A 15,171-nucleotide genomic window follows, 5' to 3' on the forward strand; every position below is an offset into this window, starting at 1 on the left:
GGAACAACCAGCTCGGACTTGTACTCCGGCTCGAGTTCTTCGGCATAAGGCTTATCCGTTACCACGAAAGAGTCAGCAGCAATCACCGTACTATCACCGGTGACAAACTCAGCGGTGAAAACATCGCCTTTAACCGCGTCCTCAGGAACGACAAATACACACTTATTAGCCTCTGCCTCAGAAGTGATGCCCTCACAGGTCTTGAATTCCTCGCCGTTCTTCTTCCAAACGATCTTGTTAGGAGTTACAGGGAACGGCCCCTTGACGTCCAAAGCCGGCGTGTCGCCTGCGCGAGCAGGGTTCTCAGTCATGTCGTAGTTCGTGATATCCAGCGACACGTTATGCCTAGGTACCAGTGCAAAATTTACATTGTACCACATTGGGTTAGCAACCAGGTTTTGTGCGGCAATTGGGTTGGGGTTACGCCCGCCGTTTGCCGTTGGGCTCTGGTACAGAGGCAGACGCCAACCAGAGTAGCCGATCATAGGTTTACCATCAGGGGACTCTACATGGGCGTATAGGTACTTCTTCGACTCGTTCGTCAGCTTCCCATCCGAGAACTTGACCGAGTAGTAACCATCCTCTCCAACCTTGGTGGTTACCGTCTCTGCGATGTACTCTGGGTGCTCCTCTAGGAGCTGCTTCGCGGCAGCCTGCTGTTGCGCCAGCGGAAGAGTCTCAACCTTTGCCGCATATTCTCCGATGCCCGCTGGTGTGAGAACGCTCATCACCACGTTGAAACCGGCAGCAGCAACATCGCTACCAGTCATATCCGGCCCATCAACGCGAATGTCGCGAGTCTCAAGCCAGACACGTCCACCCACGTGGTTCTTCATGCCGAGGTTGCCTGCTTGGTTCGGCAGGGTTTCCTCTGTATCCTTTACCCACTCCGCCTTTGGCTTATGCATATAAGAGGTTTCCCCCTCATTCTGCATTAGGACCGAAGTGCGCTGCATGTTGGTGCCAATAGTATTCCATGCTCCTTGCTGGCTAGCACCAGCCGAATTCATGAAGGCACCAGGGAAGAATCCACCAACCTGTCGGAAAGGAACAACCGTCGCACCGTTGCGCTCATCAGTGAAAGGGTTGATCCAAAGCTTGTAATACTGCTTAGCACTAGCAGTATAGGTGTGCTCCTTACCGTGCACATCCGTCCACGGCTCGCGCAAATCGAATGCATACGCACCTGGGCCCGCCTGAGAGGTCTTGTCGCTGCTCAGTTGGTTGGAGGTCTTTGCAGAATATACCGGGGAAACAGCACCATCCTTATCAATCCACTGCATGTAAACAGTGGTTCCTTCCGGAACTGGAAGGTTGCCAGCATCGGTCGGGCCAAAGCCCGACCCATCATCGATGTAGGCGCGACCGGACAATGTCGACTTTGCGTTTGTCATGTCGGTTCCAGAACCAATGTATCCATTGGCGATGGCATCTGCCTCAATCACATTAGCGTTCGAAGCAGGCGCGGTAGACTCTTGGGCCTGAGCCGCTGCAGCGGTCTGAGGTGCGACTACCGGATGAACGAAGGGCGCAACCATCGCGACGGAGAGCGCGGCGGCTGCGATCGTCGTACCCCGACGACGAGCGGAGCCGTTGAAACTCTTCATATTCATGAAGAATCCTTTCTTGAGAACAATTAAAGAACTGGTCAACAGCCGCCCCCACCTCGGACTTCGCAGCCTCTTAAGAGTTCCTGAAGGCAGACTGGACTCAAGCTGAGACCCTACCCCCCCCCCCCGCAGCTTCCCGCAAGCGCAAATCTCGCCCGGGGTTAACGGTGTTCGTGTATGTCATGGCGCTTTTGTTGATTAGAAAATCATAAATTTGCAGGTCACAGCCCGCTCCAATGTTTATGCCGTCCACAGGATGTTTATGTTTGTGATTTTGTCGGCAGATAGAAAATCCCCCGTCACCACCCCTACAGAAGGGGTGGTGACGGGGGCAGCGCACTCTAGTCCAAACGGCTAGTCCCGGCGTGTCTTACACCGTGTGACAGTTAGAAGGTGTAGTCCTCCTCCAGCGGAACGGAAGCGCCGGTGAACTCACCGAAGCCATCGTCGCCGTAGATGGAATCACCGTAGCTCGGGATGGAGTACGCAGCATTGCGTGCGGCCTCAGTCGGCTTGACGCTGATGTTGCGGTAGCGGGAAATACCCGTACCAGCCGGAATCAGCTTACCGATGATGACGTTCTCCTTCAGACCAATGAGCTGATCCGAGCGCTTGTTGATGGCGGCGTCGGTAAGCACACGCGTGGTCTCCTGGAAGGACGCAGCAGACAGCCAAGACTCCGTAGCCAGCGAGGCCTTGGTAATACCCATGATCTCACTGCGCAGCTGAGCCGGCTGGCCACCCTCAGCAACCTGAGCGGCGTTAACCTGCTTGGCCTCAGAAAGGTCAACCAGGGTACCCGGCAGGAACTCGGTGGAACCGGCCTCAATGACCGTACCGCGACGCAGCATCTGGCGGATGATGATCTCGATGTGCTTGTCGTGGATGGCCACACCCTGTGCACGGTAGACAGCCTGAACCTCGTCGATAAGGTGCTTCTCCACACCACGGCGGCCGAGAACCTCCAGGACGTCGTGCGGGTCGGCCGCACCACGCATGAGGCGGTCACCGGTGCTGACGTGGTCACCGTCGCGCAGGGAGCGCTCGATCATGGCGTCCGGGTTGGACTCCATCGGGCGGCGAACCTGAGCCAGGCCCTGGCGCTTCGACAGCTTCTCGTAGACCACGTTGTCGGAACCGTCATCCGGGGTGATGGTCAGGGTCCAGAAGTTGCCCTCATCGGACAGGGACACGGTGCCGTCGACGGAAGCGATAGGAGCACGGTTCTTCGGGTTGCGGGCCTCGAAGAGCTCCTGAACACGCGGCAGACCGCCGGTAATATCGCCACCGACACCACCCTGGTGGAAGGTACGCATGGTCAGCTGGGTACCCGGCTCACCAATGGACTGTGCGGCCACGATGCCGACTGCCTCGCCGATATCGACCAGCTTGCCGGAGGCCATGGACTTGCCGTAGCACTTCGCGCAAACACCAGCCGGGGTCTGGCAGGTCAGCACGGAGCGAACCTTGATTTCCAGAACGCCAGCGGCGACGATCTTGCGGCTGAGCTCCTCGGTCAGGTCAGCGCCTGCCTCAGCAATAACCTCGCCGTTTTCATCCTTGACGTCGTTAGCCACGACGCGACCGGATGCGGAGGTCTCCCACAGCTCGTGCAGGTCGTAAGAGCCTTCGGCAACCTCGACGCCGATCGGGACGCGCACGCCCTGACGGGTGCCACAGTCTTCCTCGCGGACGATGACATCCTGTGCCACGTCCACCAGACGACGGGTGAGGTAACCGGAGTCAGCGGTACGCAGAGCGGTATCCGCCAGGCCCTTACGGGAGCCGTGCGAGTTGTTGAAGTACTCCAGAACCGACAGGCCCTCGCGGAAGGAGGTCTTAATCGGACGGGTGATGTAGTCACCCTTGGAGTTCACAACCATGCCCTTCATACCGGCCAGGGTCCAGATCTGACGCATGTTACCGGCAGCACCGGACTTCACGATCATCGGAATCGGGTTGTCGTCGGGGTACAGCTCCTCGACGGCGTTACCCACGGTGTCCGTGGCGTCCTTCCACAGCTCAACCAGGCGGTCGTAGCGCTCGCGCTCGGTCAGGGCACCCTGCTCCCAGTACTTGCGCTCGATGCGCTCTGCTTCCTTCTCATAAGACTCGAGGACCTCGGTCTTGTTCGGAAGAACCAGAACGTCGTGCATGGTGATGGTCACGCCGGAACGGGTGGACCAGTAGAAGCCCGCGTCCTTCATCTTGTCCAGAACCTGGGCAACGGTGATCATCGGGTACTTCGCGGCGAGGTCATTAATGACGTCACCGAGCAGCATCTTGTTGCCGGCGCCGCCCTTACGGACCATGACGCCCTCGAGGTACGGGTAGTTCCACGGCAGCAGATCATTGAACATGATGCGGCCGAGGGTGGTCTCAGCGAGCCATGCCTGGCCCTTCTGCCAACCATCCGGGAACTGCTCAGCCTCGATGTCTGACGGCGGACGCAGGTGGGAGATGCGCACCTTGATCGGAGCCTGCAGGCCCAGAACGCCGCGGTCACGAGCCATGATGGCCTCCGCGTAGGAGGAGTACACGCCCTGGGCCGGTCCGTTTTCGTCTGCGGGAGCGTAAGCTCCCGCGCCACCGATCTCGTCCTCGCCCTTGTCCATGGTGAGGTAGTACAGGCCGGTAACCATATCCAGGCGCGGCATAGCCAGCGGCTTACCGGAAGCCGGGGACAGAATGTTGTTGGAGGCCAGCATCAGCACGCGTGCCTCAGCCTGCGCCTCGGCGGACAGCGGCAGGTGGACTGCCATCTGGTCACCGTCGAAGTCAGCGTTGAAGGCCTCACAAGCCAGCGGGTGCAGCTGGATGGCCTTACCTTCGACCAGCTTCGGCTCGAAGGCCTGGATACCCAGGCGGTGCAGGGTCGGTGCACGGTTCAGCATCACCGGGTGCTCGGAAATGGCCTCTTCGAGGACGTCCCACACCTCAGGGCGCTGGCGCTCCACCATGCGCTTAGCGGACTTGATGTTCTGTGCGTAGTCGTTCTCCACCAGGCGCTTCATGACGAAGGGCTTGAACAGCTCCAGAGCCATGAGCTTCGGCAGACCACACTCGTGCAGCTTGAGCTGCGGACCAACGATAATCACGGAACGACCGGAGTAGTCCACGCGCTTACCCAGCAGGTTCTGGCGGAAGCGGCCCTGCTTACCCTTGAGCAAGTCAGACAGGGACTTCAGCGGGCGGTTACCCGGGCCAGTGACCGGACGGCCGCGGCGGCCGTTGTCGAAGAGCGCGTCAACGGACTCCTGCAGCATGCGCTTCTCGTTGTTCACGATGATCTCGGGAGCGCCGAGGTCGATCATGCGCTTGAGGCGGTTGTTGCGGTTGATCACGCGACGGTAGAGGTCGTTGAGGTCGGAGGTCGCGAAGCGGCCACCGTCCAGCTGCACCATCGGGCGCAGCTCCGGCGGGATCACCGGGATAGCGTCGAGCACCATGCCGGCCGGGTCGTTGCCCGAGCGCAGGAAGGCTGCAACAACCTTCAGGCGCTTGAGGGCGCGCATCTTCTTCTGGCCCTTGCCGTTGTTGATGATTTCCTTGAGCTCCTCGGCCTCAGCCTCGAGGTCGAAGTTACGGATGAGGGTCTGGATAGCCTCTGCACCCATGCCGCCGGTGAAGTAATCCTCGTAGCGGTCAACCAGCTCTTCGTAGATGGTCTCATCGATGATCATCTGCTTCGGAGCCAGCTTGATGAAGGTGTTCCAGATCTCGTCGAGGCGAGCAACCTCGCGCTCACCGCGCTCGCGGATGTGCTGCATTTCCTTATCGGCAGCGTTCTGGACCTTGCGGCGGGCGTCGGCCTTTGCACCGGCGGCCTCCAGCTCGGCCAGATCCTGCTCGAGCTTGGCAGCGCGCTCAGCGATCTCTGCCTCGACGTCATCCTCGACGTCCTTCTTCTCCAGCAGCATCTCTGCTTCCAGAGTGGACTGGTCATTGTGGCGAGCTTCCTCATCCACGGAGGTGATGATGTTGGCAGCGAAGTAAATGATGCGCTCAAGGTCCTTCGGAGCCAGGTCCAGCAGGTAGCCCAGGCGGGAAGGAACGCCCTTGAAGTACCAGATGTGGGTAACCGGCGCGGCCAGCTCGATGTGGCCCATGCGCTCGCGGCGAACCTTGGACTTGGTCACCTCGACGCCACAGCGCTCACAGATGATGCCCTTGTAGCGCACGCGCTTGTACTTACCGCAGGAGCACTCCCAGTCACGGGTCGGGCCGAAGATGCGCTCACAGAAGAGGCCGTCCTTCTCCGGCTTGAGGGTGCGATAGTTAATGGTTTCGGGTTTCTTGACCTCGCCCTTGGACCAGCGACGGATGTCCTCTGCGGTGGCCAGCCCGATGCGGAGCTCGTCGAAGAGATTTACGTCAAACACGTAATGTCTCCCTTTCATCCCCCGTCAGGGGGAAGTTGATGGCTTTGTATGTAGGTGGTGTTTCGTTATGCCCGCCGCCGTAGATAAGCGGCGGACCAAAAGCTAGGCGATGTCTGCGTCGGAGCGCTCGTCGCGGGACAGGTTAATGCCCAGGGACGGAGCGCCGTCCATGTCGTCTTCGTCGGAGCCAGACAGTTCCATCGGCGTGCCGTCGGTGGAGAGAACTTCCACGTTGAGGCAGAGGGACTGCAGCTCCTTGAGGAGGACCTTGAAGGACTCCGGGATACCCGGATCCGGGATGTTGTCACCCTTGACAATGGCCTCGTAGACCTTGACGCGGCCGACCACGTCATCGGACTTGATGGTCAGAAGCTCCTGCAGGGTGTAGGCAGCGCCGTATGCCTGCATTGCCCACACCTCCATCTCACCGAAGCGCTGGCCACCGAACTGTGCCTTACCACCCAGCGGCTGCTGGGTAATCATGGAGTACGGGCCGGTGGAGCGAGCGTGGATCTTCTCGTCGACGAGGTGGTGCAGCTTGAGCATGTACATGTAGCCGACGGATACCGGGTACAGGTAGGGCTCACCGGAGCGACCATCGAAGAGACGGGCCTTGCCGTGCTCATCCACCATGACGTCACCATCGCGGTTCGGCTTGGAGGAAGCCAGCAGGCGAGAAATCTCCTCGTTGGTGGCACCGTCGAAGACCGGGGTTGCGGTGAGCGACTCTGGCGGGACGTCGTACAGCTCTTCCGGCAGGGTCTTGAGCAACTCGGCGTTGGCCGGATCCTCGGTATCGATCTTCCAACCGGCGTGTGCCAGCCAGCCGAGGTGAACCTCGAGAACCTGGCCGATGTTCATACGACGCGGCACACCGTGGGTGTTAAGGATGATGTCCACCGGGGTGCCATCCTCCATGAAGGGCATATCCTCCGGCGGGAGAATCTTGCCCACAACGCCCTTGTTACCGTGGCGGCCGGCGAGCTTATCACCATCCTGGATCTTGCGCTTCTGAGCCACGTAGACGCGGATCATTTCGTTGACGCCCGGGGCCAGGTCGTCATCATCCTCGCGGGAGAAGCGGGAAACGCCGATGACCTTACCGGTCTCACCGTGCGGCACCTTCATGGAGGTATCGCGCACCTCGCGAGCCTTCTCACCGAAGATGGCGCGCAGCAGGCGCTCCTCCGGGGTCAGCTCGGTCTCACCCTTCGGGGTGACCTTACCGACGAGGATGTCGCCCGCGCGGACGTCAGCACCGATACGGACGATGCCGCGCTCGTCGAGGTCACGCAGAACGTCATCGGAGACGTTCGGGATCTCGCGGGTGATCTCCTCCGGGCCCAGCTTGGTATCGCGAGCATCGATCTCGTGCTCCTCGATGTGGATCGAGGTGAGGATGTCCTCCTCCACGATGCGCTGGTTGAGGATGATGGCGTCCTCGTAGTTGTGGCCTTCCCACGGCATGAAGGCAACCAGCAGGTTGCGGCCGAGGGACATCTCACCGTTGTGGGTACCGGGGCCGTCGGCAAGCACCTGGCCTGCCTCGACGCGCTCGCCCAGGGACACCAGCGGGGTCTGGTTGTAGTTGGTGTTCTGGTTGGTGCGCTCGAACTTGCGCAGCATGTAGGTATCGCGCTGGCCCTCGTCATCCATGATGGTGATGAGGTCCGCGGTGACGTTCTCCACCACGCCCGCCTTCGGGGTGATGATGAGGTCACCGGCATCGTAGGCAGCGCGCTGCTCCATACCGGTGCCCACGTACGGGGCCTCGGAGCGAACCAGCGGCACGGCCTGGCGCTGCATGTTCGCGCCCATGAGGGCACGGTTAGCATCGTCGTGCTCGAGGAACGGAATCATGGCGGTAGCCACGGAGACCATCTGGCGCGGGGAAACGTCGACGTAGTCAACGCCGGCAGCGTCGGTCACGCCGATATCGCCGTCCTTGAGGCGGACCTCGATGCGGTCGCCGGTCAGGGTGCCGTCGGCATCCTTCTCCACCTCGGCCTGCGCGATGGCGTAGCGATCCTCTTCATCGGCGGTGAGGTACTCCACCTGGTCGGTCACCTTGCCGTCCACAACCTTGCGGTACGGGGTCTCGATGAAGCCGAAAGCGTTCACGCGAGCGTAGGAAGCCAGCGAGCCGATCAGGCCAATGTTCGGGCCTTCCGGCGTTTCAATCGGGCACATGCGGCCGTAGTGCGAAGCGTGAACGTCTCGCACCTCAATGCCGGCGCGCTCACGGGACAGACCGCCCGGGCCCAGCGCAGACAGGCGGCGCTTGTGGGTCAGGCCGGACAGGGAGTTGTTCTGGTCCATGAACTGCGAGAGCTGGGAGGTACCGAAGAACTCGCGGATGGCAGCAGAAACCGGGCGAACGTTGATCAGGGAGGTCGGGGTAATCGACTCCGCGTCCTGGGTGGTCATGCGCTCGCGGACGACGCGCTCCATGCGGGACAGGCCCACGCGGACCTGGTTCTGGATGAGCTCGCCGACGGTGCGCAGACGACGGTTACCAAAGTGGTCGATGTCGTCGGTGTGGATGGAGATCATCTCACCGTTCGGGGCCTTCATCTCACGCTCGCCGGCGTGCAGGCGCACGAGGTACTCGAGGGTGACGGCAATGTCTTCCTCGGTCAGGGTCATCAGACCATCGTGGTCTCCGCCTAGGCCGAGCTTGCGGTTGACCTTGTAGCGGCCCACCTTGGCCAGGTCATAGCGCTTGGCGCGGAAGAAGGAGTTATCCAGCAGTGCCTGCGCGAGGTCGCGCGTGGGCTGCTCGCCCGGGCGCTGCTTGCGGTAGATCTCCAGCAGAGCCTCATCGGTGTTGGCCACGCCATCGGACTCGAGCGTGGACATCATGAGCTCGGAGAAGCCGAAGCGCTCCTTGATCTGCTCCTCGGACCAACCCAGGGCCTTGAGCAGCACGGTCACCGGCTGGCGGCGCTTGCGGTCGATGCGCACGCCGACGGTGTCGCGCTTGTCGACGTCAAACTCGAGCCACGCACCGCGGGAAGGAATGACCTTCACGGAGTGCAGCGGGCGCTCGGTGGACTTGTCGATGGTCTGGTCGAAGTACACACCCGGGGAACGCACGAGCTGCGAGACGATAACGCGCTCGGTGCCGTTGACGATGAAGGTGCCCTTCTCAGTCATCATCGGGAAATCACCGATGAAGACGGTCTGGGACTTAATCTCCTGGGTGTCGTTGTTGATAAATTCTGCGGTGACGTACAGTGGCGCCGAGTAGTTGATGTCCTTCTCTTTGCACTCGTCCACGGTGTTCTTCACCGGCTCGAAGCGAGGCTCCGACAGGGACAGGGACATGTTGCCCGAGTAGTCCTGGATCGGCGAAAGCTCCTCGAGGATATCCTCAAGGCCGCTCGTCACGCGTGCGTCTTCGCCGCGCTCTGCCTGCTCGCGCTCGCGCCACTCGGGGGTGCCGATGAGCCACGCGTAAGAATCGAGTTGTAGATCGAGGAGGCCCGGGACGGCGATAGGCTCGCTGATTTTAGCGAAGGAGTATCGCTTCGGGGCTCCAGGGATGTTGGCCACTGACTTGGTCTGGCGGGAGACTGCCAAGATGGGTCCTTCCAGTACCTCTGGCGGATTGCCTCCCCACCCTGGCCGGTGAGGTGCAAAACCGCTGGTAGATTTAGCATTCGGTCTGCTGTGGAATGACTGGGTTTAGAATGCACAAAATCACCTTGTCAAGTCGGTTTTACCATCACCGCTCGAAAGGCTAAATGTGCACTAAAGATCCAGATTCCAGCGCAACGAAATAGCCTATAGCATAAGGGCGGCCTTGTAAAGGCGAAACGCGCCCCCGGCGTGTCGCTACGTAGATCCGCACGCGCGGGCCCCTAGCACGCGCAGCTAGCGGGAGTGCTAGCGGGAGTGGCGGCTAGTGGGACGTCGGAAAGCGCCTAGCGCCCCAAGCAACGCCAGAAGCGCACCGACTCCAATGCCGCCCCAGCGTACCCACTGCCCCACAGCACTCCGCGGGAAGCGCTCGGCCTGCTGGAGCAACTCCGCGCGGGATTCCTCAGAAGTCGCACCATTGAAGGCGAACTGCACCTCACGCTCGTTGCCCTCGCGGTCGGCCCAGTAGTCCTTGATATCGACGTCCATGCCCACGACGAGTCCGGTGGCCTGGTCCACAAAGAGGTCCCGGGTTGCGGCGTGGAAGAGGTAGCCCTGTTCGGTGGAGCCATCCTCGTTGCTCAGCGTGGTCGTCGTACTGCCGGCATAGAGGGTGGCCACGTTGGTGGGCTCAATCTCCTGGCGGTAGCGATAGACCGTGCGGCCGTCGATGTCGAGGGATTCCTCGAAGACGGCGTCGGCCGCCTTGCGCAGGACCGGATCGAAGACCGGGTAGGTGGTCTGCTCGGCATCGGCGGGCAGCTTCAGCCAGTAGCCCTCAACGGGCACCTCCGCCGTGGGCGAGCCCATGGTGTGGGAGAGCGCCGCCGGGCCCGTAGCCTCACCGCTGAGGCGATCGACGGGATAGTTCCACACGCGGGCAAAGCTCAAGTCCTCCACATTGCCCGTGCCGCCGCGGATGGCGGACTCCCCCACCCGCAGAGTCGCTGTCTCCTTGTCTGCTGGGTCCTGGATGTCCAGGTTGAGCTGATAAGTCATCGGCCCCTCATACTGCGTAACGCCCTCCGCGGATAGCTCCTGCGCGGTAGCGTTGTCATCCTGCAAAGTCCACGTCGTGTCCTCGATATCCAACGGCAGGCGCGGACTAAAGCTCAAGAAGCTCGACGCCGTCAGGCCGGCCGCGATCAGCGCAACGCCGAGGCCGAGCAGGAGGACGGAGAAGATGCGGGACTTGGGCAGCATGGTGGCTTATCCTACCGATTCGTTTGCTCAAAACACATTTCCCCGGAGGGTGCGTTTCACATTTACGCGGCATTGACGGGGGGCTAAAGGAGTGTTAAATAACCTAAACTAAGTGCTCCAGCTCACATTCAAGATCGCATCATGGGATTGGCAGTAATCAATGAAGAATGACCCCCAACGCAAGAACAGAGACTTCCGCCTCTACCTATGGTCAGACCTCGTGGCTCAGATAGCCGGGGTAGGAGCCGGGCTTGCTATTCCGGTGGTCACTCTACGCTTGAGCGATAGCCTTACCCTTGCCGGTCTGTATGGAACCATCACCGGAATAGCTGCACTGGCAGGCGGCATCATCGGAGGCTCTCTTGCGGATATGTGGCGCCGCAAGCCACTCATCATTGTGACCAACGCGCTGGCTGGGGTGCTCAACCTCGCGTTAGCGGGTCTCATCCTCTCCGGAAGCTTCTCCCCCATCGTCTTCGGTGCGCTACTCGGGAGCATGATGCTCTTTTACCGAATAGGCCAAGCTTGCTCCGACCCTTGCCTGCCCCAGCTCGTTGAGGAAGAACAACTCGCCGCCAAACAAGGGCTCATCCAAGCGCGTCTGCAATTTGCGGGACTCATCGGCCCCACTGTGGGCGGCGCACTTCTAGAAGTCAATGTGGCACTGCCCTTCGTTTTTGTCGGTCTGGCAAATTTCCTCACCATCGTCTTCTTCCTCTTCATCAGGGCTAACCTAGACCCCGCAAAGAAGGCAGAGAACAAGCTCCTACGCACAACCAAGGAAGGCTTAGCCATCGTGGCTCGCTCGCCCCTACTTCGCGGGCTCATTGCCATGCAAACACTGTCGAACTGTGCAATTAACGGCTCACTGTTCATGGCTGTCCTCATACTGGAGGAGGGGAACAACCCTGGATGGGTAACGGGACTAGCCCGCACGTCCATCGGCCTCATCGGGATTGTGGGTGCTTTGTCGACGGGTTGGATGCAAAAGAAGTTTTCCTTCGCAGCCCTTCAGGTAGGCACATGTGCCTGGGTTGCTGCATCAATCGCATGTGGTGCCCTGCTCAGCCCCAGCCTGTTGATGATCATCCCGCTAGGACTGTCCGTTCTTACAGCCCCAGCCGCCGGCGCGGTAACCTATGCCGCACTCCACAGGCTTATGGCCGAAGAAACATTTGGCCGAGTCACCAATATCCAAATGAGCACCGTCGTTTCACTCTCTAGTGTGTGGTCGACCCCTCTGGCCGCAATATCTCATCGCTGGACCTTGACCACTGGTTTGTGGGCAAATGCGCTCGCCGGGCTCCTCGCAATCGGGCCCGCCCTCATCTTTGTGCGCAGAGCCGATCGCGCCCTTGCGCAAGCAGACGCGAAGGAGAAAGAGGACTCCCCTAGCCACTCATAAGCGTAAGTCAACTGTTTCTATGAGTGAGAGTCGGCTTCTTCTTTGTGATTCCACGGAACGATAGCGCTGACATCCGTGATCTGGCGAGCTTTCCACAGATCGTATTCCTCTTGGAGTCCGAGCCAGAACTCCGCGGAGTTCCCAAAGTAGGCCGACAAACGCAAAGCCATATCGGCACTGATACCGAGCGTACCGCGGGTAATTTTGGAGACTTGAGAGCGGGTAGTGCCAATGTCGTTGGCCAGGCGATACTGGGTAATACCACAGGGTTTGAGGAATTCTAGGAGAAGGATTTCTCCAGGATGCGGAACAGAAACAACATCAACATGAGTATGCGCGTCAGTGGTAGTCGATAAAGTCAACGTCAACAGCTCCTTCGGGTGTCCACTTGAATATGATGCGCCACTGCGAGTTGACGCGAATTGAGTAGTAGCCCTCTAGGTCACCCTTGAGCCGCTCCAACCGGTTTGCTGGTGGAATCCGAAGGTCCGTGACATTTACAGACCGCCCAATCATAAGTAACTTGCGGCGCACTACCGAACGCAATTCCGATGGAATATATCGCGGCGGCACACCATCCTGATGGAACCGCTCGAGACTTCTACGCCGAAATTGCACACCCCAATAGTGTCTCTTTTTGACCCTAGTGTCAAGACCTGACACGAAATGTTTAGAATCCGCTGGGCCATCGGGGTCCCGACAAAACGGGAACAACCCCGCACCGCGCAAAAAGCGGAACGGGGTTGTTGGAGCGCAGCGAGTGTACTGCGCAGGAAAGCTTTAGTAATTCAGGTGAATTACTTGAGCTCGACGGAAGCGCCAGCCTCTTCGAGCTTAGCCTTAGCAGCGTCAGCGTCGTCCTTGGAAGCACCCTCGAGGATAGCCTTCGGAGCACCCTCAACGAGCTCCTTAGCTTCCTTCAGGCCCAGGCCGGAGACGATCTCGCGGACAGCCTTAATAACGCCGATCTTCTTAGCGCCAGCGTCGGTCAGAACGACGTCGAACTCGGTCTTCTCTTCCTCAGCGGCACCGCCGGCAGCCGGGGCACCAGCAGCAACAGCAGCAACCGGAGCGGCGGCCTCAACGTCGAAGACCTCCTCGAACTCCTTGACGAACTCGGAGAGCTCGATGAGGGTCATTTCCTTGAAAGCTTCAATGAGCTCGTCCTTGGTGAGCTTAGCCATGATTGGCATCCTTTCTCATTGTTCCTAGCCGCACTAGGCAGCCAGATAAGTGTGTGTGTTTAAGTTGTGCGCCTGTAAGTGGCGTCTTAAGCTTCCGCAGCCTTCTTGTCCTGCAGGGCCGCAGCGGTGCGGACCATCTTGGTTGCAGGAGCGTTGAATACGGCGGCAGCCTTTGCCATAGAACCCTTCATGGCGCCAGCCAGCTTTGCGAGGGTGGTCTCGCGGTTGTCCAGCTTGGCGATGGCCTCAACCTGGTCGGCAGACAGAGCGTTGCCGTCCATGTAGCCACCCTTGATAACGAGTGCCTTGTTGTCATCAGCGAACTTGGTGATGACCTTCGCAGCATCCACTGCCTCGCCCTTGATGAACGCAATAGCGGTCGGGCCAGTCAGGTGCTCGTCAAGACCCTCGATGCCAGCTTCGTTGGCAGCGATCTTGAAAAGGGTGTTCTTGGCGACGGAGTACTCAACGTCAAAGCCGAGGTTGTTACGCAGCTCCTGGAGCTGACCCACGGTCAGGCCACGGTACTCGGTAAGCACGATGGAGTTTGCACCCTCGAGCTTCTCCTTCAGTGCCGCCAGGTCTGCGGTGTTCTTCGGGTTTGCCATTTTCTACTTCGCCTCCTTTCGAAACATCTCTTGTGTTTTCCGCCGGGGCCTTCCCTACTCCGCTTGCCCGATGGACAACCGAAATAACAAAAGCCCCGTGCAAGAGCACAGGGCGCGCGCGGAAATCCGCGCTTATTCGCAAAGTGTCTCCTGCGTGGGCCGCCCTCTAGGATGAGGAACCTTCGATCCGGATATCCGGATGACCGACGGTCTTCGGTGAACTTTGACTCGGCCTCAGCGGGCCGTTCAAACTTCGCTAGGTACCTTACAACCCGACCTGTCATAACTCCAAATTGCTCCGCTGAGAGCTTTCGACGCGGGTTCCTGCATGAACGTTGTCAGTCGCTGAGCACTCCGCGCGGAACGATGACGGGGGCGTCGCTGCGTGGGTCGTCCCAGATCTCGACGTCGATGCCATAGGCTGCGGCCAGCACTTCTTTCCGCAACGCCTGGCGGGGCGTTCCCTGCGCGATGACCTCGCCGTTGTTCATGACCACCATGGTGTCGGAGTACTGCCCGGCCAGCATGAGATCATGCAACACGACGACGACCGTTTTCCCAGCGTCGGCTTGCTTGCGCACGAGCTGCAGAACGCTGATGGCATGGGCTGGATCGAGGAAGGTTGTGGGTTCGTCGAGAAGCAGCACTGGCGTGTCCTGCGCCAAGGCCAGCGCGAGCCACACCCTCTGGCGCTGGCCGCCCGAGAGTGCCGCGATGTCACGGTCGATGAAGTCCGTAATGCCAGTCTCCACGCAGGCCTGCGCGATGATGTCGCGGTCCTTCGCGGACAGTCCCCGACCACGGCCCAGGTGCGGGTAGCGGCCGCGCGCGACGAGCTCGCCCACCCGCAGCCCATCCGGCGCCGTCGGCTGCTGCGGAAGAAGCGCCACGTGGGCAGCGGCTTCCTTCGGACTCATGGCGTGCACGTCCAGCTCGCCGATGTGCACGCTCCCCTGCCGCGGGCGAAGAATCTTAGACAAGGTCTTCAACAATGTGGATTTGCCGCAGCCATTGGGCCCGATAAGCGTGGTGATTTCGCCTGGGCGGGCCACCAAGTCAACACTCGACAGGATGTCTTCCCCATCCTTATAGCCAGCATGAATACCAGTGGCCGTAATTTCTCTGTCTTTCACTCGC

At 60.1% G+C, this 15,171-nt stretch carries 9 protein-coding genes and 1 pseudogene; 1 reads left to right on the forward strand and 9 read right to left on the reverse strand.

Going from position 1 to position 15,171, the window contains the following annotated elements; genetic code table 11:
* The 4 genes and pseudogenes from HMPREF2932_RS00005 to HMPREF2932_RS00020 form a co-directional block, all read right to left on the reverse strand.
* Positions 1 to 1,613 (reverse strand): annotated as a pseudogene (locus tag HMPREF2932_RS00005) (hypothetical protein); the annotation flags it as partial.
* A gap of 383 nt (positions 1,614 to 1,996) precedes the next feature.
* A complete protein-coding gene (locus HMPREF2932_RS00010; RefSeq protein ID WP_071409349.1) occupies positions 1,997 to 5,992 on the reverse strand; it encodes a DNA-directed RNA polymerase subunit beta' in 3,996 nt (1,331 codons plus the stop codon).
* A gap of 102 nt (positions 5,993 to 6,094) precedes the next feature.
* Entirely contained in the window at positions 6,095 to 9,574 is a 3,480-nt protein-coding gene (locus tag HMPREF2932_RS00015; RefSeq protein ID WP_070516458.1) for a DNA-directed RNA polymerase subunit beta, read from the reverse strand.
* 306 nt (positions 9,575 to 9,880) lie between these two features.
* Positions 9,881 to 10,837, reverse strand: a complete 957-nt coding sequence (locus tag HMPREF2932_RS00020) for a cell envelope lipid trafficking protein PgfA (protein ID WP_070516461.1) — start codon at positions 10,835 to 10,837, stop codon at positions 9,881 to 9,883.
* A gap of 160 nt (positions 10,838 to 10,997) precedes the next feature.
* On the opposite strand from HMPREF2932_RS00020, the gene HMPREF2932_RS00025 reads away from it, so the two are divergent.
* On the forward strand, positions 10,998 to 12,242 hold the full coding sequence (locus tag HMPREF2932_RS00025) for an MFS transporter (RefSeq protein ID WP_070516463.1): 1,245 nt from the start codon (positions 10,998 to 11,000) through the stop codon (positions 12,240 to 12,242).
* 17 nt (positions 12,243 to 12,259) lie between these two features.
* Here the strand turns inward: HMPREF2932_RS00025 and HMPREF2932_RS00030 are convergent, their stop codons facing one another.
* From HMPREF2932_RS00030 to HMPREF2932_RS00045, 5 genes are all read right to left on the reverse strand, one after another.
* Positions 12,260 to 12,604, reverse strand: a complete 345-nt coding sequence (locus HMPREF2932_RS00030; RefSeq protein WP_246818589.1) for a HigA family addiction module antitoxin — start codon at positions 12,602 to 12,604, stop codon at positions 12,260 to 12,262.
* Complete coding sequence (locus tag HMPREF2932_RS12930; protein WP_328287805.1) at positions 12,582 to 12,905, reverse strand: type II toxin-antitoxin system RelE/ParE family toxin; 324 nt, start codon at positions 12,903 to 12,905, stop codon at positions 12,582 to 12,584. Before HMPREF2932_RS12930 ends, HMPREF2932_RS00030 begins: the two co-directional genes overlap by 23 nt.
* Before the next feature lie 134 nt (positions 12,906 to 13,039).
* Positions 13,040 to 13,426 (reverse strand): 50S ribosomal protein L7/L12, encoded by a 387-nt coding sequence (gene rplL, locus HMPREF2932_RS00035; RefSeq protein ID WP_046647762.1) that lies wholly within the window; start codon positions 13,424 to 13,426, stop codon positions 13,040 to 13,042.
* An 86-nt stretch (positions 13,427 to 13,512) separates the two neighbouring features.
* Positions 13,513 to 14,034: a 50S ribosomal protein L10 gene (gene rplJ, locus HMPREF2932_RS00040; RefSeq protein WP_010189711.1), complete on the reverse strand. Its 522-nt coding sequence runs from the start codon at positions 14,032 to 14,034 to the stop codon at positions 13,513 to 13,515.
* Positions 14,035 to 14,372: 338 nt separating this feature from the next.
* Complete coding sequence (locus HMPREF2932_RS00045) at positions 14,373 to 15,167, reverse strand: ABC transporter ATP-binding protein (RefSeq protein ID WP_070513377.1); 795 nt, start codon at positions 15,165 to 15,167, stop codon at positions 14,373 to 14,375.
* Positions 15,168 to 15,171: the final 4 nt, after the last annotated feature.

The sequence above is a fragment of the Corynebacterium sp. HMSC074H12 genome, from assembly GCF_001813755.1.
Taxonomy (GTDB): domain Bacteria; phylum Actinomycetota; class Actinomycetes; order Mycobacteriales; family Mycobacteriaceae; genus Corynebacterium; species Corynebacterium hiratae.